General features: G+C 44.3%; 22 protein-coding genes. 12 read left to right on the top strand and 10 right to left on the bottom strand.

Going from position 1 to position 22,219, the window contains the following annotated elements; genetic code table 11:
- The first annotated feature begins 330 nt into the window (after positions 1-330).
- From potA to CXF69_RS10590, 5 genes are all read left to right on the top strand, one after another.
- On the top strand, positions 331-1,572 hold the full coding sequence (gene potA, locus CXF69_RS10610; RefSeq protein WP_102078047.1) for a spermidine/putrescine ABC transporter ATP-binding protein PotA: 1,242 nt from the start codon (positions 331-333) through the stop codon (positions 1,570-1,572).
- Positions 1,572-2,450, top strand: coding sequence for a spermidine/putrescine ABC transporter permease PotB (gene potB, locus CXF69_RS10605; RefSeq protein WP_102078046.1), 879 nt, complete (start codon positions 1,572-1,574; stop codon positions 2,448-2,450). The genes potA and potB overlap by 1 nt, the downstream gene beginning before the upstream one ends.
- Positions 2,450-3,256: a spermidine/putrescine ABC transporter permease PotC gene (potC, locus tag CXF69_RS10600; protein ID WP_101205487.1), complete on the top strand. Its 807-nt coding sequence runs from the start codon at positions 2,450-2,452 to the stop codon at positions 3,254-3,256. The genes potB and potC overlap by 1 nt, the downstream gene beginning before the upstream one ends.
- Positions 3,257-3,371: 115 nt before the next feature.
- Positions 3,372-4,262 carry a LysR family transcriptional regulator gene (locus tag CXF69_RS10595; protein ID WP_102078045.1) on the top strand — a complete coding sequence of 297 codons (891 nt, stop codon included), beginning with the start codon at positions 3,372-3,374 and terminating at the stop codon, positions 4,260-4,262.
- Between the two features lie 337 nt (positions 4,263-4,599).
- A complete protein-coding gene (locus tag CXF69_RS10590; RefSeq protein ID WP_095570686.1) occupies positions 4,600-5,541 on the top strand; it encodes a lantibiotic ABC transporter permease in 942 nt (313 codons plus the stop codon).
- 170 nt (positions 5,542-5,711) lie between these two features.
- On the opposite strand, the gene crcB is transcribed toward CXF69_RS10590, so the two are convergent.
- From crcB to CXF69_RS10570, 4 genes are all read right to left on the bottom strand, one after another.
- On the bottom strand, positions 5,712-6,083 hold the full coding sequence (gene crcB, locus CXF69_RS10585) for a fluoride efflux transporter CrcB (protein ID WP_102078044.1): 372 nt from the start codon (positions 6,081-6,083) through the stop codon (positions 5,712-5,714).
- Between the two features lie 44 nt (positions 6,084-6,127).
- Positions 6,128-7,186: a tRNA (adenosine(37)-N6)-threonylcarbamoyltransferase complex transferase subunit TsaD gene (gene tsaD / locus CXF69_RS10580; RefSeq protein WP_102078043.1), complete on the bottom strand. Its 1,059-nt coding sequence runs from the start codon at positions 7,184-7,186 to the stop codon at positions 6,128-6,130.
- Between the two features lie 343 nt (positions 7,187-7,529).
- A complete protein-coding gene (locus tag CXF69_RS10575; RefSeq protein WP_102078042.1) occupies positions 7,530-8,066 on the bottom strand; it encodes a c-type cytochrome in 537 nt (178 codons plus the stop codon).
- A 125-nt stretch (positions 8,067-8,191) separates the two neighbouring features.
- Positions 8,192-8,563, bottom strand: a complete 372-nt coding sequence (locus CXF69_RS10570; protein WP_102078041.1) for a hypothetical protein — start codon at positions 8,561-8,563, stop codon at positions 8,192-8,194.
- A 698-nt stretch (positions 8,564-9,261) separates the two neighbouring features.
- Here CXF69_RS10570 and rpsU point away from each other — a divergent pair.
- Positions 9,262-9,477 carry a 30S ribosomal protein S21 gene (rpsU, locus tag CXF69_RS10565; RefSeq protein ID WP_010195908.1) on the top strand — a complete coding sequence of 72 codons (216 nt, stop codon included), beginning with the start codon at positions 9,262-9,264 and terminating at the stop codon, positions 9,475-9,477.
- A gap of 203 nt (positions 9,478-9,680) precedes the next feature.
- Positions 9,681-10,130, top strand: coding sequence for a GatB/YqeY domain-containing protein (locus CXF69_RS10560; protein ID WP_102078040.1), 450 nt, complete (start codon positions 9,681-9,683; stop codon positions 10,128-10,130).
- A gap of 42 nt (positions 10,131-10,172) precedes the next feature.
- Here CXF69_RS10560 and CXF69_RS10555 read toward each other — a convergent pair whose 3' ends face one another.
- Entirely contained in the window at positions 10,173-11,744 is a 1,572-nt protein-coding gene (locus tag CXF69_RS10555) for a M48 family metalloprotease (RefSeq protein WP_228706774.1), read from the bottom strand.
- A gap of 535 nt (positions 11,745-12,279) precedes the next feature.
- Between CXF69_RS10555 and CXF69_RS10550 the strand changes: the two genes are divergently transcribed.
- The 4 genes from CXF69_RS10550 to thiS all read left to right on the top strand — a co-directional run bounded on the left by CXF69_RS10550 (position 12,280) and on the right by thiS (position 14,577).
- Positions 12,280-12,735 carry a sulfurtransferase TusA family protein gene (locus CXF69_RS10550; protein WP_102078038.1) on the top strand — a complete coding sequence of 152 codons (456 nt, stop codon included), beginning with the start codon at positions 12,280-12,282 and terminating at the stop codon, positions 12,733-12,735.
- A 240-nt stretch (positions 12,736-12,975) separates the two neighbouring features.
- A complete protein-coding gene (rpoH, locus tag CXF69_RS10545) occupies positions 12,976-13,839 on the top strand; it encodes an RNA polymerase sigma factor RpoH (RefSeq protein WP_197099889.1) in 864 nt (287 codons plus the stop codon).
- Positions 13,840-13,863: 24 nt separating this feature from the next.
- Complete coding sequence (locus CXF69_RS10540) at positions 13,864-14,238, top strand: DUF423 domain-containing protein (protein ID WP_102078037.1); 375 nt, start codon at positions 13,864-13,866, stop codon at positions 14,236-14,238.
- A gap of 138 nt (positions 14,239-14,376) precedes the next feature.
- Entirely contained in the window at positions 14,377-14,577 is a 201-nt protein-coding gene (thiS, locus tag CXF69_RS10535) for a sulfur carrier protein ThiS (protein WP_057758131.1), read from the top strand.
- Between the two features lie 221 nt (positions 14,578-14,798).
- Here thiS and hpf read toward each other — a convergent pair whose 3' ends face one another.
- Together hpf and rpoN are read right to left on the bottom strand one after the other, a co-directional pair.
- The gene (hpf, locus tag CXF69_RS10530) at positions 14,799-15,179 is read right to left on the bottom strand and encodes a ribosome hibernation-promoting factor, HPF/YfiA family (RefSeq protein WP_102078036.1); all 381 of its coding nucleotides are present in this window, start codon (positions 15,177-15,179) and stop codon (positions 14,799-14,801) included.
- 359 nt (positions 15,180-15,538) lie between these two features.
- Positions 15,539-17,197, bottom strand: coding sequence for an RNA polymerase factor sigma-54 (gene rpoN, locus CXF69_RS10525; RefSeq protein WP_102078035.1), 1,659 nt, complete (start codon positions 17,195-17,197; stop codon positions 15,539-15,541).
- Positions 17,198-17,480: 283 nt separating this feature from the next.
- Between rpoN and CXF69_RS10520 the strand changes: the two genes are divergently transcribed.
- Positions 17,481-18,350 carry a nitrilase-related carbon-nitrogen hydrolase gene (locus CXF69_RS10520; protein WP_102078034.1) on the top strand — a complete coding sequence of 290 codons (870 nt, stop codon included), beginning with the start codon at positions 17,481-17,483 and terminating at the stop codon, positions 18,348-18,350.
- A gap of 33 nt (positions 18,351-18,383) precedes the next feature.
- Here CXF69_RS10520 and CXF69_RS10515 read toward each other — a convergent pair whose 3' ends face one another.
- From CXF69_RS10515 to lysA, 3 genes are all read right to left on the bottom strand, one after another.
- On the bottom strand, positions 18,384-19,400 hold the full coding sequence (locus CXF69_RS10515) for a tyrosine recombinase XerC (RefSeq protein WP_102078033.1): 1,017 nt from the start codon (positions 19,398-19,400) through the stop codon (positions 18,384-18,386).
- A 46-nt stretch (positions 19,401-19,446) separates the two neighbouring features.
- Positions 19,447-20,334 carry a diaminopimelate epimerase gene (gene dapF, locus CXF69_RS10510; protein ID WP_102078032.1) on the bottom strand — a complete coding sequence of 296 codons (888 nt, stop codon included), beginning with the start codon at positions 20,332-20,334 and terminating at the stop codon, positions 19,447-19,449.
- Positions 20,335-20,662: 328 nt separating this feature from the next.
- A complete protein-coding gene (gene lysA, locus CXF69_RS10505) occupies positions 20,663-21,892 on the bottom strand; it encodes a diaminopimelate decarboxylase (RefSeq protein ID WP_219621251.1) in 1,230 nt (409 codons plus the stop codon).
- Between the last annotated feature and the right edge of the window lie 327 nt (positions 21,893-22,219).

The following is a 22,219-nucleotide window of genomic DNA, read 5'->3' as shown; positions in this document are numbered from 1 at the left end:
TCAAACTATCAGGCTAATAATGTTTGTCAGCCATAACGTGATTGTATAGGAATAAAAACCCAAAAACGGTAAAAACATTTGTCTAAATATCGCTAGGTGAATGTAGTCACATTTAAAAATATAGCTGTATATATCGCTGCTACGACAGTATTACTCGCGTAACTTATAATGAACTTGCACTGACTTATACCAAGGGTTTGTTATAATACGCAGCACTCAGGCAGCATTCAGGCAGCATTCAGGCAGCAATCCGAACATGCTTACGCTCATGCCAATCCCTATAATGACAGCCAGCTGCATATAGCTATTGGACGCTTAGGAATAGATATTATGACCGATTTATCTCAAAATACGCATAACACCTCTGCGTCACCTCATGATGATCAGGTGCTGCTGCAACTGACTGGTCTAAAAAAAACCTATGATCAAACCGAAGTCCTAAAAGACATCAACCTTGATATCAAACATGGTGAGTTTCTGACGTTACTTGGTCCATCAGGCTGTGGTAAGACGACATTATTACGCTTGATTGCAGGCTTTGAGCAACCGAACGCTGGAGCGATATATTTGGATGGCATACAGATGGCAGGCTTGTCCGCTGATAAACGTCCGGTCAATACCGTATTTCAGCAGTATGCGCTGTTCCCTCACATGAGCGTCGCCCAAAACGTGGCTTATGGCCTAAAGCTAAAAAAAGTCCCAAAAGATGAAATCCAAAGACGTGTTAGCGAGATGCTAGCGATGGTACAGCTAGAGCATTTAGCCAACCGCAAGCCACAAGATCTATCTGGTGGTCAGCAGCAGCGAGTTGCGATTGCACGTGCGGTGATTAACCGTCCTAAACTACTATTGCTCGATGAACCATTATCCGCGCTCGATCATAAACTGCGCCTGCAAATGCAATCTGAGCTTAAGCGTCTACAACGCGAGCTAGGCATTACCTTTGTCTTCGTGACCCATGATCAAGAAGAAGCGCTCTCGATGTCAGACCGTATTGCCGTAATGAAAGATGGCACGTTCCAGCAAATCGGTACGCCTATCGAGATTTATGAAACCCCTGCCAATTTGTTTACTGCAAAATTTATCGGCGAGACCAATCTGTTCAGAGCTGAGGTCAAAGGTGTCCATCCAGACCAGCCAGATCGAGATGGCAAAGTGACTAACGGGCGTATCGAGGTCGAAGTCTGTGAAGCGCAAGCACAAGAAGGGCCAACTACATTACGTAACTTACGTCGTCCCAGTTTTGCCAATGACGTGCAAGTGGGCGATATCGTTAACTTACTACTTCGCCCTGAGGATTTGCGAATATACGATCCAAAAGACAACGAACATAGCGGACTATTAGGCCGTGTCATCGAGAGTAACTATAAAGGTAGCACCTTAGACTCGATTATCGAACTGGCAAATGGTCATATCATTAAGGCCTCTGAGTTTTTTGATGAGGATGATCCAAGCTTTGATTACAAACTAAACGAGGAAGTCAAAGTCTCATGGGTAGATGGTTGGGAATGGGTATTGCCAGAAGACTCTGAAGCTGTGCCAGACACGACTGTACAAAAGGATGGTAGCTGATGGCTCGCAACCACTTAGGCAGTAAAAGTCCATTTCGTACCGCCACGCTTTGGCTAATCTGGGGGTGGCTACTGATATTTGCACTATTACCAAATATCCTAGTCATCGCTGTCAGTTTTTTGACCCGTGATAGCAGTGCGTTTATTAGCTTACCTGTTAGCATCGACAGCTATGTACGGATGATTGACCCGTTGTATTTTGAGGTATTTGTCCACTCATTATGGATGGCAGGTATCACAACGGTTATCTGCTTGCTGCTGGGCTACCCTTTTGCATGGCTAATATCCAAAGCAAAAGTACGTTGGCAGCCATTACTGATGCTACTACTGATACTGCCATTTTGGACCAATTCTTTGGTACGAACGTATGCATTAAAGCTGCTCTTTGCTAACAATGGTTTGATTAACAAATCGCTATTAGCCATCGGCGTAATCGATACGCCAATCGATATTTTATATACACAAGGCGCAGTGATCGCAGGACTAACCTACTTGCTGTTCCCTTTTATGGTACTGCCACTATATGCAGTATTTACCGACTTGCGTAATGACATGCTACTGGCTTCGCAGGATTTGGGTGCAACTAAAACACAGACCTTTTGGCATGTGGTATTGCCATTAACAACACCTGGTATTATTTCTGGTGTGCTACTCGTGCTATTGCCTGCAATGGGCACGTTTTATGTGGCTGATATCTTGGGTGGTTCTCGTAACTTATTGGTCGGAAATATCATCAAAAACCAATTTCTAGATGCGCGTGATTGGCCCTTTGGCGCGGCAGCTAGCGTATTACTGACATTGGCAATGGCCGTATTGTTACTGGCCTACCATGCCAGTAGTCGCCGTATTGGCAAAACTGATTTTAACGAGGTGGCCTAATGTCTTATAGCTCACCGAATAAAAAAGCTCGTACGCTTAAGATTGGCAGTATCGCTGCCAAAGGCTATCTCGGACTGATTTATGCCTTGTTGTACCTGCCCATCATTGTTTTGGTGGTGATGTCATTTAACAAGTCAAAAATCGGCTACAACTGGGGCGGCTTTAGCTTAAAGTGGTACGAGTCACTGTTTAATAACCAAGCGATGCTCGATGCGTTTTGGCACTCGATTGTATTAGGATTGGTGGCAGCCACCGTCTCAACTTTGATAGGCACGCTTACAGCGTTGGCATTACACCGTTATAACTTTCGCGGTAAAGGCTTACTAAACGGGCTGCTATTTGTCCTGATGATGTCGCCTGAGATTGTACTCGCTATTTCATTGCTAGCACTGTTTTTATTAATTGGCTTGCAATTGGGCTTTGTCTCGCTGCTATTGGCGCACATTACTTTTTGCCTACCTTTTGTTGTGATTACCGTCTTTGCGCGGTTGAGTAGTTTAGATGAGCGTCTAATGGAGGCGGCACGTGACTTGGGTGCTAACGAATCAACCATGGTGCGCACAGTATTGATTCCCGTTATCTTGCCAGCAGTCATGGCGGGTTGGTTACTGGCCTTTACCTTGTCGCTAGATGATGTGGTGGTGTCTACCTTTGTCACGGGACCTAGCTATGAGATTTTACCGCTGCGCATTTATTCTATGGTGCGCGTAGGACTCAAGCCAGAAGTCAACGCCATTGGTACGTTATTGCTGGTTGCTTCGCTAGTATTGGTCGTTATCTCACAGTTATTGTTACGCAAGCGCTAGATGTTGATTGCTGACTAATTGCTTATTAACTGAGCATTAATAACGGACTATGAGTGAAAGTCAGCGCTATATTGACTATAATGAATTTTTCTCACCTTAGCGGTTAGGTCATATTATGCTTGAGTTACGTCATCTTAATACATTAACCGCGCTACGAGCGCATGGTTCACTTGCAGCAGCGGCAGACGAGCTACACGTCACCGCCTCTGCTGTGTCGCATCAACTGAAAGAGCTGGAGAACTACTACGACATCAGCTTAGTCAACCGTCGGACGCGCCCGCTTAGTTTTACGCCCGCAGGTAAAGCAGTACTGGCGTTAGCAGACAATATCCTACCGCAAGTTACTCGCACCAAATCAAATCTTAAACGCTTAGCACATGGTCAAGCAGGTAGATTACGCCTAGCATCAGAGTGTCATAGCTGCTTTGATTGGCTCATGCCGATACTCAACCACTATCGCCGTGAATGGTCGGATGTCGAGCTAGACTTTGCCACAGGGTTTGAGCCTGAGCCACATCATCTACTGATGGAAGGTGATATTGATCTGCTTATTACTACCAGTGATTTACCGCTCGACGGTATCAGCTATCAGCCATTGTTTGAGTACGAGAGTCGTTTGGTGCTTTCACCAACACATGATTTAGCGGCTCAAAAATTTATTGAACCTGATGATTTGATTAATGAGACATTAATTGCTTATCCAGTAGAGGCCAAACGTCTCGATATCATTGCTAATTTTATGACGCCAGCACAAGTAAGCTTTGAAAGTGTTCGTACAACAGAGCTGACCGCGATGCTGATTCAGTTGGTCGCCAGTGAACGCGGCGTAGCAGCATTGCCTGATTGGGTGGTTGCTGAATACGAGAAAAAAGGCTGGGTCGTATCACGACCACTAGGAGAAGGGGTTCATTGTCAGCTGTACGCAGCGACGCGTACCTCAAGTCGAGATACGGCGTATATGGAGGGATTTGCGAGCTTATTGGAAGGGATAGTGAAGCCGTTATAGTTTCATTACTAATCACTTTTTTATAGTGATGAAATATTATTCACCTTTTCATATCGTAATGAATGTTATGGTAAATAATGGTTCCCTAGTGAGGACTTGAACCTTTGGCTGTGGGCTAATGGTATCGACGTTTTAACTCGCTGAAATAGTCACAGTGTACTTCATGGTGTACTTACCAGACATATTCTATCTGTGATCGATGCGCTATACAGGCATCAATGTGGTAGGTATATGAGACACCTCGGAATTTTAATACTCTCTAAGATTGTTGGATATCAAACAATCCCAGCGTGGTTCAGCATATGTATCAAAAAAACATTTTTTATTAGGAAAGGCCATGCTTCTTAGTTTTATTGCGCGCCATAGCACATTAATTATGCCAGTTTGTGCAATTATGGGCTTTGTTTTTCCAAACTTATCCAATGCAGTATTGGTATATTTACCCCAAATATTGTTCTTCTTGATGTTTTTTACTTTACTAGGCATTGACCAATATGCACTTTTAAAGCGTATAGCGACAAGCTATGTATGGGTTTTTGCCTTGTTACAAAGCGGGGGCATGAGTCTAGCTTTAATAGTAATTGCTTATGCACTCGGTGTACGTGGCGATTGGCTATTGGCGATTGCAGGTCTTGGTGCCACTGCCCCATTATTCGGTAGTGGTGCGTTGGTCAATGCGGTGGGATTTGATGCACAACTGGCGACGGCAAAAACTATCGCTGCTACGCTCGTTATGCCCTGTACATTATTAGGCGTATTATGGCTATTAGGCGATGAAAGTTCGAATTTAGACGTTGGTCTTTATGTCAAACGCTTGTTAGTTTATATTTTCATGCCAATGGTGCTAGCTGTGGGAGTGCGTCGGTTTGTTCCACCTGCTATTTTGTCACGTTATTATCCCAAAATTGGGCAGTTTAATATTTTACTGCTGATGTTGTTTCCACTGGGACTGATGGCAGGATTTCGTACTACGTTTGACCACAATCCCTGGCAAGCGTTGTTATTACTAGTGCTAAGTTCGGTATTGGCATTGGTGTTTTATTTTACCGCTTATATAATATATCGGCGTTTTGGCTATGAGAATGCTATTGTCGCGGCGCTGGTATGTGGCGGACGCAATGTATTACTTTCTTACACCATAACTGTACCCTTTATGGGTGCGGTGTTTCTACCGTTACTGGGTGCTTTTCAATTACCAATGTTTTGCTTACCCTTACTGGGCAAATATATGGCAAAACGCCATACAACTAGGCCTATGGATTTAAAATCAAGTTTTTGAACAGCCAGACTGTTAATAGATGATTTATCGTTTAAAGGATTTATTTTTTGAGTATACCCCAACGGAACCAGCTAATTCACTCTCCAAACGTATTAATAGACTACTTATAACAGACTGATATAGTGGAACCATTTATAACAGACTCTTAAACGATTAATATCTATCAACGCCTACAAAACTAGCTTAAAGAAATAAAAGCCAAGTGCAGTTGCTAATAATGTCAGTCCAACGTGCAGGCCGATGAGCGCTAATCCTGCCAGCAGCCGCCCGTCATGGATAAAGCCAAATACCTCTGCACTAAACGTACTAAAGGTCGTTAGCCCGCCCAAAAATCCGGTAATCACAAACACGCGTACATGATCAGATAAATTGCTTCCCATGCGCTCAAACCATACTAGCGCAAGCCCTATCAGCAGTCCGCCTAAGATATTGGCGCTCAGGGTACCGAGTGGCACCCAACCGTGCAAAGCATTAAAACGCGATAGCCAAGCTCGCAAACAAGCACCGAATGCTGCGCCCAAACCAATAGCAAGCCACTGCATAGACTGTCCTTAATTCATATAAACGTATTGAACAAAAGGCTCAATTACACAGCTGGCAATTCTGTCATCGGCCAACGCGGAATACAGCTAACGGCCAAATCATCAGACTGTCCTGCTTGCAAGCGCTCAAAACCTGCATAAGCAATCATCGCGCCATTGTCCGTGCATAGTGCAGGCGGTGCATAATGAACCGTCGCATTGATCTTAGCCAGTTCCGCTTCTAATGTCTCGCGCAGATGAGTATTGGCACTGACCCCGCCCGCAATTACTAAGCGGCTCATATCTGCTTGCTTAAGTGCTTTGACACATTTTTTCACTAGCGTGTCGACCACTGCATGCTGGAAACTGGCAGCAATATCAGCGCGAACTTGTGGATCACTATCAGCGCCATTACCCGACCCTCCCGAGCATGGTGTATCTTTAATCAGATTATGCACGGCTGTTTTCATGCCACTAAACGAAAAGTCTAGACCCCGATGGAGCATTGGTCTTGGGAGTGCGTAAGCGTCAGGATTACCAGCTTCTGCCAGCTTAGCAATATTAGGACCGCCAGGATAAGGAAGACCCAACATTTTAGCTGCTTTATCAAAGCACTCACCCGCCGCATCATCTATCGACTCACCCAATATCTCATATTGCCCAACACCGTGAGCAGCAATCAGTAACGTATGCCCACCAGATACTAGTAGCGAGACAAAAGGAAATGCCGGAGGGTTCGCGCCCATAAGCGGCGCCAAAAGATGCCCCTCCATATGATGAATACCAATCGCTGGAATATCTAAACCATATGCTAAGCTACGACCAAACAGTGCGCCTGTCATTAATGCACCAATAAGACCAGGTCCCTTGGTATAAGCAATCGCATCGATCTCGCTTTTTTTCATATCGCACTGTTCGAGTAGCTCATTAAGTAATGGCACTAGCTTACGAATATGATCGCGGCTAGCAAGCTCAGGCACAACACCACCATAAAGGGCGTGCAGCTCAATCTGAGAATACAGTACTTGCCCGACCAAACCTTGGTTGTCGCTATTTATTTGCTCACTATCAAAAATCGCTAGCCCCGTCTCATCACAAGAGGTCTCTAAGCCCAATACTTTCATACTTTTGCCTTTATACTTTCGTTTTCGTGCTATTTTTGTCGCACTTTTATCTTACATCATTTTGAGAAATTGGATAACTATAGTCAAAGAACTCTAAAATGAGTACAAGGCAGCCGACTGCAGATTGTACAAGTAGTACATCTAAGGAGGGTAACGCCGTAGCGGTTTAGTAGTTCACCGACTATAATACAATCAGCCACACGCTATCTCGAATTCGCTTGATACAGCTGTATATTCTCAGACTGGCATGACAAAAAATGTGCATAAAAAAACCGTCATTGTCAGTCACAATGACGGCCAGTTTAGCAAATTTCAATAGCTTACATACTCTATATATACCGTATCAGCTTACCGACGCTAGCATATAATCAACAGCTGCTTTAACTTGTGCTTCGGTCACACCATTCACCGCTTGTGCTGGCATTTTATTAAAGCCTTTAGCCGAGTGCATATATAGCGTCTCTTTGTCTTTGGTTAGACGAGCTGCCCAAGCCGCTGTATCACCATACTTTGGCGCATCGAGTAAACCTGCAGCATGACAAACCTGACAGTTTGATTCATACAGTTTAGCACCTGCATCTGCTGCCAACACTTCAGGCTCAGAATCAGCTTCAGGTGTTGTCACTGCTTCATCTACTATTTCTGCAGACTCTGTTGCTGCTTTTGGTTGGGTATCTGTTTCTGGATCAACCACAGACTCAGATGTCGTGCCTTCGGTTTCTGCTACAGCTTTCTCTTCTACAGCAGTAGCAGGTTCATTGGCTGCTGTAGACTCTTCCGTAGCTGTGTTATCACCGCTACAAGCACTCACAGCAAATACCACACTCATGCTGATCACAGACAATTTCAGCTTGTTCATGTACGGTTGTATATCAATCATGGTTTTACCCTTACTTAGTCAGTCTGCCATCAATTAGTGATGCGCTATATCAGCTTAAATTACTTACGTATATGACCAACGACTGTTTAATATTCAATTGAGCTAATAGTCAATTGACCACTAAGTTACTCAGCAGTGGCTGCAGCTGTGTCGTCAGTAGCCGCCATATCAGCGCTGTCAGTAGGAGCAGCGGCTGTATCCGTACTATCGGTAGCTGCTGCCTCTGCAGTATCAGCGTCAGCCGTTCCTGCTTCGGCAGTAGCTGTACCGTCAGCTTCTGTACCCGCTGCATCAGCCGCTGGCATTGGTGCTGTCTCTGGGAATTCCATTTCTTCTGCTTCAGGCGCGTTTTCGCGTGCCAACTCAGCCGCTTCATCCACCATATCGATAGCCAGCACTTCTTCATGCTCTTCGCCGCCACTACAAGCGCTCACGCTCACACCTAAAGCTACGATAAGTGCGGTGCTTAATGCCGTGTTAAATACTGTTTTTTTCATTCCAACATCCTCAATAAAATACACACAAAACGGTTAATAGGCTTACTAGGGTCTATTGAACTTTCAAATGTGGTGCTGGCAGTCACTATTTTTTAGACAATATGCAGTGAAATTGTTGAAGCCTAGTCATTCTAGGTTAAATTATTTCGCCATATATTGGCAAAAAAGAGTACTGCCCTCCACTCGAGCACAGCTCTTGCCTTGCGAACGGGCAAAGCAGTGCTTTGCTCGATCCGTTCTCAAGGCTGATGCTAAAATTACCCCAACCGTTGTTGAAAACCTAGCTAAGGTCTCGACATTATCGTCGGTTTTCGCCTAGTTTGGTGTAACTTTAGCCATCAGCAGCCCTAATATTTGAATGTTCAATAGACCCTATAATATGGGAATTATCATAGCATAAACTCCAATCAAACCGTTATAGACGGTAGGGGTTTTTTATTGATAAAGCATCGTATATATGTCGAATTCATAGTTTGAAAGCCAAATTCAAATAGCTATTTAATTGAATACCTTATCGGCAATAAATGCTTAAAATCATTGACTTTGTTGGTATTTTTTATTAAAATACCTGCCCTTACGCTAATGCGTGAGAATTGTCCTAGTTTGAGCTGATGCCTGTAATCTTGAGATATTACGGCTAAATACTAATACACAGCCAAACTAATGCCCTTATATCTCATCCTAATCGAGGAGTCTTCATGCCTGCAGTTAAGGTTAAAGAAAACGAACCAGTTGATATCGCTATCCGTCGTTTTAAACGTGCTTGTGAAAAAGCTGGTGTATTATCAGACGTACGTAAGCGTGAGTTTTATGAAAAACCAACGCAAGTACGTAAGCGTAAAAAAGCTGCTGCCGTAAAGCGTTATAAGAAGAAGTTACAACGCGAAACTATTCGTACCACTCGTATGTACTAATCAGTAATCTGATTAGCTAAGTACAAGCGCTACACTAACGCCACTGTTATCAATCGATATCAGTGGCGTTTTTTATGCTACAATTTTTGTTATTACTACAGCCCCTAATTTTTTATTAAAACCACTATCAGCAGGTTTTGTTCTAAAATTTAACAAACGACATCTAGCGAATAGCATTTAACAGATCGATAAGGATAATAGCAGTGAGCCAACTTAAACAGACGTTATCAGACAATATCAAAGTTTCAATGAAAGCTCGTGAGCTTGAGCGCGTTAAAGTACTGCGCAACGTACAGTCAGTAGTGAAACAAATCGAGATTGACCGTCAGACAGAACTTGATGATGCCCAAGTATTAGAAGTTTTGCAAAAACAGCTAAAACAGCGTCAAGAGTCACTAACTATCTTTACAGAAAATAGCCGTGATGACTTGGCTACCAAAGAGCAGTTTGAGATTGATATCATCAACGAGTTTATGCCGCAGCAAATGAATCAAGACGAGATCATGGCATTGGTAAATGCTGAAATCGCTGAGCAAGGTGCTACGTCTATGCGTGATATGGGTAGCGTCATGGGTGTTTTGAAGAATAAAACAGCTGGCCGTGCTGATCCTGCTTTGATTTCTAAAATGGTTAAAGACGCGTTACAAGGCTAGCATTTGCTATTGATTGGCAGGCTAATCTGTACAAATAACCGCCTAAGGCTTAAAGTCTTTGGCGGTTTTTATTGCTTTGAGTTCTGCATTAATATTGGCCAATAACGGACGCGCACTATTGGCTTGTTCCGTGGTTTGTAGGTTTTCCGTCAACTGTTTGGCTTGTGTCAAAGAGGTCAGCGCACTCTCATAGCGTCCATTCCATAGCTGATCATAACTGCGATAGCGCAATGCATTAATCGTCGCGATATTGGCTAACTGTGGTGAAGTGGTGGTCTTAGCAAGTTTTTCATTGGCGAGTTGCAAGCTTTGCCATGCATAACGATCGCTTGGCTGCTGTTCTGTTAGTGGCTTCAACAGCGCTTGAGCTTTTATCGGTTGATTACTGTTAGTCAGCGCTTCGGCCAGATAAAGACGTAAATCACGGCGCTCAGGATATAGGCGCTGTTGGCTCTCTAAGACATCTACGGTTTGTTGCCATTTGCCTTGTTCACTTAATAACTGACTGTGGGTAATCGACAATAGAGGCTCTAAATTTTGACGCTGCGTGCTTGATAACGCATTTATCTCCGCCAATACCTTATTAGCATCTGTAAAACGCTGCTGCTCTCCATACCAATGCATTAGCGCAAGTTTGGCCCCGAGACTGTTTTTGGCAGCTGTTGTCAGTGTGACTTCGGATGCATGTTTACCAGTCACTTGAACACGCCAATACAACAAATCAAACAATGCTTGATGGCGCTGCTGTTGGCTCAATGAGAGCGCTGGATACTGCTGAGCGCGACTTTGTGACTCGCTCAACCGCTCATTACTCAGAGGATGTGAGCGTACAAAGCTCGGTAAGAATTGATTCTCAACTTGATTTAACTGACTCTGCTGATTCATTGTGGCAAAGAACCGTGGCATCGCCCGAGGATCATAACCCGCTTGGGTCATAATCTGCATCCCAACTCGGTCAGCCTCGCGCTCGTTACTACGGCTAAAGGCCATGCTGCTATTCATAGAAGCTGTCTGACTGCCCATCATCACAGCCGCAGCGGCATCACCATCGACAGCTGAGGCAGCAATCGCAGCTAGCATACCGCCTAGCTGCATCAGCAAGGCTTTTTTGCGTTCGTCAGCGCCGCTTTCGTAATGCCGTTGACTGATATGCGCAACTTCATGCGCGACAACGCTTGCCAGCTCATCCATGCTACTAGCTGACAGTATCGTCCCAGTATTGATACCGATTACGCCACCAGGCGCTGCAAAGGCATTAATACTAGGATTATCAATGATAACAACGCCAAGTGGTGCTTGCTGACGAGCTTGGGCATTGAGACGCCACGTCATGTCTTTTATCGTTTCTTGTACCCAAGGATCATGTTCCATTCTGACACGGCCATTGATATTCTGTAATGACCATTCGCCAAGCATTTTGTTTTGATATTGCTCAGCAAAGCTTAAGCCTTGCCCGCGCAGATTTGGTAGATCTAGCGTTTGCGGATCTGTGACTTGCCACGAGCTATCAGCAAATGGCAGCGTTTGACTCTCACGACTATGTGCACCGCTGGCTATGGCTAGTAGCATTATTGACAGTCCTACCTTGATACTATTTGGCAAAGCTACACTCATAAAATGACGTTTACCTTTTTGCTTAGACAGCATAATCGGCAAGCCTACAGAATTTGTGGCTACTAAAGAGTTGTTACTGTCGGGTCGCTTCGTTCTATTAGCCTGGTACAAGTGTATATCCTATAAGATAATTAACGACGTCTTTTCGACTATACGAGCTTGTTTATCCAAGGTCAATTCTACAATGCACTTAACTACCAATAACTTAGCCACCCGTCACGATTGCGCAACATGGCTGTGTAATTATTCATTGGGCTATTATTTATGCAGTAAGTCTCAATCGTATAACTATTAATAGGCCAATTGCTAATCGTGCAACTCTTGGTTATATGATTCTAGTGAACCGAACGCAGCGTTGATTATATTCAACTGCAACTATACATTGTCTATTTGGTATAATAAGCAACAATGATAGTAGGTTTAGATGACTGTGACGACCTCATAATTTATGATTGATGAATTATGTTCGTACTCAATATCAAAGCCTATTGCTAATAGAACAAATTAAAATATAGATATCTACAAGGTTTAAGTTATGCCCGCTGCTAGTGAATTATTCATCGAACGTGTATCGCACTCTATACAGTTATCAGCGAATTTGACTGATGCACAGCAGAACGATATTGCGAGTTTATTAGAGCTGCTACCGACTGAAAGTCATAATTCAGATGATGTAGCTACAGCGCAATCTGAACTCAATATAAAAGGTTTCGTTGATGGACGCGGTCTTGCATGTCCGATGCCATTGTTAAAAACTAAGGTCGCATTACGTGACGTAACAGTTGGTGAGTCGCTGTACGTGGTTGCAACCGACCCTAACTCACAAGCTGATATCACAGCATTCTGTCGACAAAGCCAGCAATCACAGTCGGCAGATTATTTGGAACTAGTGGTCAATGAAGTTACTGACCACTCGTCAGCTGATGGCACATCATTACAGCGTTTCGCTACAATATATCACTTCATCATTACCAAAACTGATAGCAACTAAGCGCTGCTATCCTTTACAATCAAATCATAAAGATTTTTATCTGACTATTTGCTTAACTATTTAACCAAGGTCAAGAATATGGCTAATACTTCTACTGATGCTGTAAATACAAATAAAAAAGATGGCTCAGCTCCTATAAAAAATGATGCACGCGATGCTGCATTAAAGGCCGCGGCTCAGCGACCACCTTATGACGCGAGTACATTGGGCAACACCAGTACGCGCGACTTGGTACCAGCTATGCCAACTCACTTGTCAGCGCCAGGGGTCAACTTGGGTGCGTATATCAATACTGTCCATCAAATCCCGATTTTGACGCCAGTACAAGAGCAAGAGTTGGCGCATCGCTATTATGATGAAGGTGATGTCGAAGCCGCTCGTCTACTGGTGATGTCACATCTACGCTTTGTAATTCATATCGCACGTAGCTACTCGGGTTACGGATTGCCGCAAGCAGATTTAATCCAAGAAGGTAACTTAGGATTGATGAAAGCAGTCAAACGTTTTGACCCGAATAAAGGCGTACGTCTGGTGTCGTTTGCCGTACATTGGATTAAAGCTGAAATTCATGAGTTCGTGATTCGCAACTGGCGTATCGTCAAGGTTGCGACCACCAAGGCTCATCGTAAACTGTTCTTTAACTTGCGCAGCCTTAAGAAAACCAACAATCAGCTGACACTAGAAGAAGCGGACGCTATCGCTAATGACTTGAATGTCACGCGCAAGCAAGTGTTAGAGATGGAATCACGTCTAACTTCTTATGACGCTTCGTTCGAGGCGCAGTCAAGCGACGATGATGATGGTCGCTATGCCCCTCAGCTATTTTTGGAAGATGGAATTGATCCAGCTGAGCAGCTAGAGGAAGCGGATTGGGAAGAGAACAACTCATCAGCACTTATCGCTGCGATGGGCACTTTAGATGATCGTTCGCGTGATATCGTCGAACAGCGTTGGTTATCTGAGCAAAAATCCACCTTGCATGAGTTAGCAGCAGTTTACTCTATCTCAGCTGAGCGAGTCCGTCAGATCGAGAAAAATGCTATGGACAAAATCCGTGATGCGATGACCATTGATAGTGTGATTTTGCCAGATGATATTCAGTAGCCTTAAGATGATACGAGCTGTTCAATGATAAATTGGATCGGTATTGCCGCAATTAATATGGCTATTGCTGTTGCTCTGGGCGCATTTGGTGCGCATGGTCTAGAAGGTCATGTCAGCATACAGCAGCTCGAGTGGTGGCATACGGCAACGCTGTATTTGTTCGTACATGCGCTAGGATTATTGCTTGTTGGCTTACTGATTCGTTTAAAATATATTACTCAGACGACCGCTTGGTTACTACAAATTGGTATTATCATTTTTGCTGGTAGTTTGTATGCCATGACGCTTGGTGCACCGCGCTGGTTCGGTGCGATTACGCCTATTGGTGGCGTTCTCATGATTGCAGGTTGGCTATGGTTGGCCGTTTCTGCCTTTCGATTAAAAGGCTCAGTTAACTGAGCTGTTTAATCGAATAGTTATTGTTATTGTTATTTTTAGCTCTTCGCATCAGCTGCAACGAACTATCAGTAATAAAGCAAAAGATACGCAGTGAATAGCAGATAAACAGGAATTTTAAAATATTAGGGAGTATTTAATATGAGCACCATTAGTGTCAATGGTAAAAGCTTGCAAACCACTCATCAGACTGTACAACTGGTTATCAATGAGCTTGGTCTTAGCCAAGGTCGTTACGCTGTAGAAGTAGACGGCGAGCTGATGCCAAAGAGCGAGCTTGCTCAACTGCGTATCGTAGAAGGTATGAATATCGAAGTAGTACAAGCCGTCGGTGGTGGTTAATGATGTTTAGATAGATAAGCTTGAGTTGGTAACTAGTTCATTCTCGTTCTAAGTTTACTAGCTAAGTTTACTAATGCTAAAAAAGACCTCAACGTATTACATGTTAGAGGTCTTTTTTTACGTCAATTACAAACTAATGCAGTAGCTACTTATAAATTTTTTATTCTCTTAGTCTACTTTCACTAGCTTATAACGATAGCGTTCAAAGTTTTAAACCCGAACTATGCTGCTGGTACTGCTTCTGCAGGGGTTAGATCCTGATAGCGACCATCGCGTCCTGCACCCTGAGTCTTTTTGCGCTCTTGACGGGTTTTGTACTTACGTACTTGTCTATCTAGCTTGTCTGCCATCTCGTTAATGGCTTTATACATATCATCTTCATACGCTTGGACAAACATTTCTTGACCCGAGACACGCATAATTGCTTCAGCTTTATGGCTCTTTTTACCGCCGTCGCTAGCACCGCTATTGTCTAACGATAAAATCACTTGAATACTTTGTATCTGATCGAAGTGACGCTCTACTTTTTCAAGCTTCTCGCGTACTGCTGTGTCCATAGCTTCGGTAACGCTGATATGATGACCACTGATAGAAACATTCATATTGTTATCCTTTTATTTGTAACTTACAATCAACAGATGAGGTAGCATTCTTGCTCTTATCATCCTGCCTTACCACTAACTACACCAAAGCCTCTAGTAATGTGTCGACGTATCCTTTTATCGTCTCCTTTATTAGTTATAAATAAATACTATAAATCGGCGCTTGGTTTTCGTTGTTGGTATGACTCTAATTTGTCATGAAAATCGCCCAGTAGCAAGCCATTAAATTGTAATTAAGTGTAACAATACCTATTATTTCTACTTAGTTTCTATATAATCAAAAAATTTTATTTTTTATATCTGTATTGCACTATACAGACAGGTAGCCATTAAGCTTATAGAAAGGTGAGCTTAGATAATTAGTATTTCTGTTTGCGCTGAGTAGACGAGCCAATATTCATTGCTTCACGATATTTGGCGACGGTTCTTCTGGCTATATCAATGCCATCTGCTAACAGCTCATCTTTGATACGACTGTCTGATAATGGTTTTTTGGGATCTTCGTCAGCGATGAGCTTTTTAATCATGGCACTGATAGCGGTCGATGAGATATCTCCATCAGCACTACTTACGTGAGAGGAGAAGAAGTGTTTCAAAGAAAACAATCCTTGCGGCGTCAAGATGGTTTTACTGGTGGTAAGGCGTGAGACTGTCGACTCATGCAAGTCAACTTCTTCAGCAATGGCCTTTAATATTAGGGGTTGCATGGCGGTTGCACCATGCTGCAGGAACTCTTGTTGATAGCGTACAATGCTAGTCGCTACTTTGAGTAAGTTTTGATTGCGCTCTTCGATACTACGAATAAACAGTCGAGCATCGGTAAGGTTTTCGCGCAGATATTGATTGTCAGGGCTGTCATCGCCGCGCTTGACTAGATTGGCATATTCTTGGTTTACGCGTAGCTTTGGTAGGGTGTCTGGATTGAGGCGTACATACCAACCATCTTCTTCTGCTTCAGAGTTACTTGTCGCCTTATTGTTTCTAACAGGGGTGACCAACACATCTGGAATATCATAGCTCTCAGGCGGCTGAGCATAGTCAGGCTGGCTAGACTGAAACAGCAGCCCTGGCGAAGCGTTCAAGGTACGTAGTAGCGTAAGTGCAGGTGTGATGTATTCTGGTGCAAGCCCTGTGCGTTCAGTCAGTGCTTTAATATTATTACTGACTAAATGCTCGCTCGCTGATAGCAGCGCTTGGGCTTCTTGTAGGTATTCGGTGCGGGCATCTAGCTTAGATAGCTGAATCGATAAGCACTCGCTTAAATGACGCGCCCCCACGCCAACTGGATCACAGGACTGGATAATACGTAATACCGTCAAGACTTCTTCTTTTTCAACGCGCTCATCCCATTGATAGAAACTTGCCATCGTATCAAAGCTCTGCAGCAGCTCATCTATATCAATTCGAATAAAGCCCATGTCATCCATGGAGTCTATTAAATACTCTGCAATCAGCGTATCGGCCTCTGATAGACGCTTAAAGTTCAGCTGCCAGCGCACATGATCTTGAATGGTGGACGAAGTACCGCCTTGGTAATTATCAAAATCTTCATCACCCCTACTATTGCCAGAGCCCGTGGCGGTGGAGGCATAGTTACCCGTGTCAAAGCTACCTATATCAAAGCTATCGGCATCAGAACTGCTATAGCTATCTACATCTATTGCACTATCATCGATATTAGGCTGTTGTAATTTATCCAAACTATCACTGAAGCTATCACTACTGTCGCCGCTGTACTCTGTACTAGTATTAGGCACTGAGTCAAATGAGTCACTGCTACTTTGATTCCAGCTATCAAGCGTCAACGGCTCGCTCCACTCCTCTATTTCATCGTCACCACTGTCGTATTCGTCATCGTTTTCGATACGTTCAAGTAATGGATTACTATCTAGTTTTGCCTGAACCTCTTGTGCGAGCTCAAGACTAGAGAGCTGCAGCAATTTTATGGCTTGCTGCATTTGCGGGGTTAGCTTTTGTGAGTTGCTCAGCGTGGTCGCCAATCCGAACGACATACTCATGGGCGGCTTATTGCACTCCGATCTTAGTGATATTGTGTTTATTCTGTCAGTAAAGGTAACGACATAAATCTTATCAGGACATGACGATAGCATTTTTTGCCACAATTTTGCTATGATAATTTATGTTTTGTCCGGATACGTTTGGTTTGCTATCGCTAGTAAACTAACATCTTGGCAAGGATGAGCAACCCATAAATACGAGCAGTCTGCTCATTACCGCGAAAATATTATAATAAATTACGGTAAATGGCCAATACAGCTCACACCCAATAGGAATATTGTCATGAATTCAAGTAACCATCAACTTAACGTGGCTGCTATTCAAATGAACAGTCAGCAGAATGTTGAGGATAATCTAGCAGATATCAAAGCCGCTATCACAGACGCACAAAGTCAAGGGGCTGAGCTCGTTGTATTGCCTGAGAACTGCTGTAGTATGGGACAGCAATCTGCTACTGCTGAGCGTTTTGACGACTTATCAGCGACGATAGCAGATTACGCCCGCACCGCTGGTATCCATGTACTAGCAGGCTCGTTACCCTGCCATTATCGTCCTGATGGCACTGTCGTTCCTGATGGTAGATTGCGCCAAGTGAGCCAGCTGTTTGCACCAGATGGCACCCGTGTCGCACGCTACGATAAGATTCATCTATTTACCGCAACTGTGGCCGATAAGCATGGCAGCTATAACGAAGCGGCGACCTTTGAGCCAGGTACCCAGACCGTAATTGCGCCATTAGCAGTAGGCAATACAGTCTATCAACTCGGCATGATGGTATGTTTTGATTTGCGCTTCCCAGCATTGGCGCAGCGTCTGCGACAAGCAGGTGCTGAACTATTGAGTGCCCCTTCTGCCTTTACTTACTTAACTGGGCAAGCGCACTGGTCGCTGCTGTTACGAGCGCGTGCTCTAGATAGTCAATGTATGGTCATCGGCGCAGCACAAGGTGGTGATCATCTCTACAAAGATGGTAGTACGCGTCAGACATGGGGACATGCAGCCATTACAGCGTTTGATAGTAGTGTTATCGCAAGCTATGACGATAGCGAACTGGATAAACAATATGCCATCGTTATGGCGTCATTAGACAAACAAGCGCAAGAGCAAGGCCGCCAAAAACTGCCTATTTTTGACTGCCATCGTTTGGCGTAGATTAGTAAGTACGGTAAATTTCGTGCTTAATTGCTAGGGCAGTTCTTCATTTTGAGCATGAGTTGCTCGTGGATGCGCGCGATCATAAACCTGCGTTAATTTTGCAAAATCAACGTGGGTATAAATTTGCGTGGTGCTAATATCACTATGCCCGAGCATCTCTTGTACGGCGCGCAAGTCACCACTGCCTGACAGCATATGTGATGCAAAACAATGACGCAATAGATGTGGATACATATTCTGTGCGATACCTGCGCGAGTAGCAGCGACTTTTAAACGCTGCTGCACTGCCCGTGTTGATAATCTGGTACCGAGCTTTTCACTGATGAACAATGCGTTATCCATCTGCTCTACCCACAGGTTACGATGCGGCAGGTAGCGACTAATCGCTTCTGCTGCCTTTATCCCTAATGGCACTAGGCGTGTTTTATTCCCCTTACCCGTGACTCGTACCCGTAAGTCAGACAAATCTACATCTGCCATATTGAGTGCAACCAACTCGCCAACTCGCAAGCCACTACTATAGAGCAATTCGAACATAGCTTTATCACGTAACCATAAGCGCGCTTGCTCTGGTGTATCAGGGATCTCTTGATCGAGTAGCTGAGTCAGCAAATCGACATCAGCGATAGAAGGCAGCGGTCTAGGACTACGCTTCAGCTGATAGCCAGTGGTTGGGTTGATACGTGCTAGCTTTTCTTCAATCATCCAACCATAAAAATGCCGAATCGCAGACAACTCTTGCTGGACACTGGCAAGCGCCAGCTTATCTTCATCGAGACGTTGACTGATATGCTGGGCCAGTTGCCGTTTATCACAGCGTGTCCACGTTAGACGCTTACCACGCAAAAATAACGCCAGTTGATTTAAACCAGCGAAATAAGCGGTCAGAGTATGCGGCGAATGGTTGCGCACAGACAACGTATTGAGCCAACGATGCACAGGTGCGAGTAGCTCTCGTAACGCTGTGTCCGGCTCGATAGTAGCGGCCAGCTCAGTAGATAGCCAAGGTGCTGAGCTCGCCGCCTGACTGTCTTTATCAATGGACATATTAGAACCATCCTTGGCATTTATACCATGTGCCTAATAACGGCTATCAGCTATCAGCACTGGGTTTAAGTCCCGCTTGTGCCATCAGGCCATCTGGGCTAAACACGCCTTCATAAACGAAAGCGGTCGGTCCCGTCATCATAACTGAATAACCTGGCTGCCATTTGATAATCATGCTGCCACCATATAGCTGCGCGCGGACTTCCTCACCTTCATCAAGCCAGCCTTCACGTATACCAACAGCCACTGCTGCACAAGCACCCGTACCACAAGCTTGGGTCTCACCCACACCGCGCTCGTACACACGCAAACGAATATGGCGCTGATTCATCACTTGCATAAAGCCCACATTGACACGATCTGGAAAGGCAGGATGCGACTCAATTGCCTTACCCAAAGTCTCAACCTCAGCATCGAGTACGTCATCGACTTTTATCACAGCGTGCGGGTTGCCCATATTGGCAACGTACAGCTGTACAGGTGTACCATTTACATCAAGATGATAGGTGTTTTGGATTTTGGTCGTCGCTCTTGGGCTAAATGGAATCTCATCTGGCTCAAATTTAGGCTTGCCCATATCGACATCTACCCAACCGTAACGATCAGTAGTCAGGGAAATAATACCACTGGCCGTCTCAACGCGTAGACGCTGCTTAAATGACAGTTTACGTGCCTGCACAAAACGTGCGAAACAACGCGCGCCATTGCCGCATTGTTCGACTTCGGTGCCATCAGTATTAAAAATACGGTAACTGAAATCGACATCAGGGCGCATGGGTGGCTCGACTACGAGCAGCTGATCAAAACCAATGCCTAGGTGACGATCGCCCAATAACTGCACCAAATCCTTGGTCAAATCTAAGCGCTGGGTCACTAAATCAATGACCATGAAATCATTACCCAACCCATGCATTTTAGTAAACTCTATTAGCATCTCTTTGATGTCCTATCCTATTTTTATGTATGCCTTATATTAGCACGCTGTCAGATACAATCATAATAATACCAATCCCAAAAAATACGATTAGCGGTGTCAAACTTGTTTAGTCTACAGTGAGTAGTACTTGCACTCGTTTTCCTTGCTACTCTAATTTTTGTGAATGATGTTGCCTTCAACTAAAGGCATGCCTTCAATTAAAAATCAGCTTTAATTAAAAACACTTCCCTCAAAATCCAGTCATAAAAAAACCCATTGTCATTATCACAATGGGTTCTCTTCAACCATCAAATACGGTGATAGTTTTGGCTCGTCTTTAATCGCCTTACTGCGCCTGCCACAACGCTTCATCTGCATATAATGCTTCAATCGTTTCGCGCTTGCGGATTAGCTGATGACTATCGCCAGAAACCATCACTTCGTTAGCACGTGGGCGTGAGTTATAGTTACTACTCATGGTAAAGCCGTAAGCACCTGCGCCCGTAATGGCCAGTACATCGCCTGTGGCCAATGATAGTAGGCGGTCTTTTGCCAAGAAATCACCCGTCTCACAAATCGCGCCAACGATATCCCACGGCTGCGTACCATCCGTATCGATACCAGCACTAGGTAACACACTTGGAATCACCGCCATCTCAGCTTGATATAAAGCAGGACGAATCAAGTCATTCATCGCGGCATCAACGATCGCAAAGTTCTTATGCTCAGTCGGCTTGAGTACGTCAACTTGAGTCAATAGCACGCCAGCATTAGCAACGATACTTCGACCTGGCTCAAAGAACACAGTCAAACCAAGCCCGCTAAGTTTTGGTAATAAAGCTTGGGCAAACTCATCGATAGACACAGGCGTCTCATCAATATAGCGCACACCTAAACCACCGCCCAAATCGATATGCTGTAACTCAATACCTGCGTCACGCAGGCTATGTATCAGCTCAATAACTTTATCTAATGCTGCAACAAACGGCTCTACTTCAGTCAATTGCGAGCCAATATGACAATCAATACCAACAATGTCGATATGTGATAAGTCGGCCGCTTGCTGATAGACCGCTAATGCGTCTTCGTGAGTGATGCCGAACTTGTTGTCTTTGAGACCTGTTGAGATATATGGATGGGTTTTGGCATCGACGTTAGGGTTGACGCGCAACGAGATTGGCGCAGGCTTATCAAGTGACTTTGCCACATCATTGATTAAAGTCAGCTCGCTGATAGATTCAACGTTAAAACAGCCGATACCTTGAGTCAGCGCATATTCGATATCACTGTACGTTTTGCCCACACCTGAGAATACGACACGTGATGCTGCGCCACCTGCCGCTAACACACGCATAAGCTCACCGCGAGAGACAATATCAAACCCAGCGCCTGCCTGTGCCAAGACACCAAGCACGGCAAGGTTAGAGTTTGCTTTTACGGCATAGCATACTTGATGATTCAGACTGGCAAAGCTATCGGTATAAGCTTGATAAACGTCCAATATTGCTTGCTTTGAATACACGTAGCATGGTGTGCCATATTGTTTTGCCAACTCATCGATACTGACCTGCTCCATATACAGCGCATCGCCGCGATAGCTTAGCGCTGGCAAGTGAGCACTCAACGCTTTCGGGTCAACATACAACCCTTGCTCAGTTTGGATAGTAACGGATTCGCCAGTAGCAGAATCGGTCAAGTCAGCAGGTAGTTCAGAATGACTCATATAAACATCTCTAATATAATCAGATTATCAAGGGTGAAAATTAAATTTAGGTAGCAAAGCTATTTAGCCATAACAGAATCGATGGTTAGTTAAGCAGTCAATTAAACTGTTAATTAAAAAGCACCTAACCGCTATCCATTGGCTCATCTTAGCAACTATTAGCCCAGTAATTAATAGCTT

Origin of the sequence: Psychrobacter sp. Choline-02u-9, from assembly GCF_002836505.1 — a bacterium.
GTDB lineage: Bacteria > Pseudomonadota > Gammaproteobacteria > Pseudomonadales > Moraxellaceae > Psychrobacter.
Note: the sequence above shows the minus strand (reverse complement) of the source record. Positions and strands in the feature narration are given on the sequence as shown.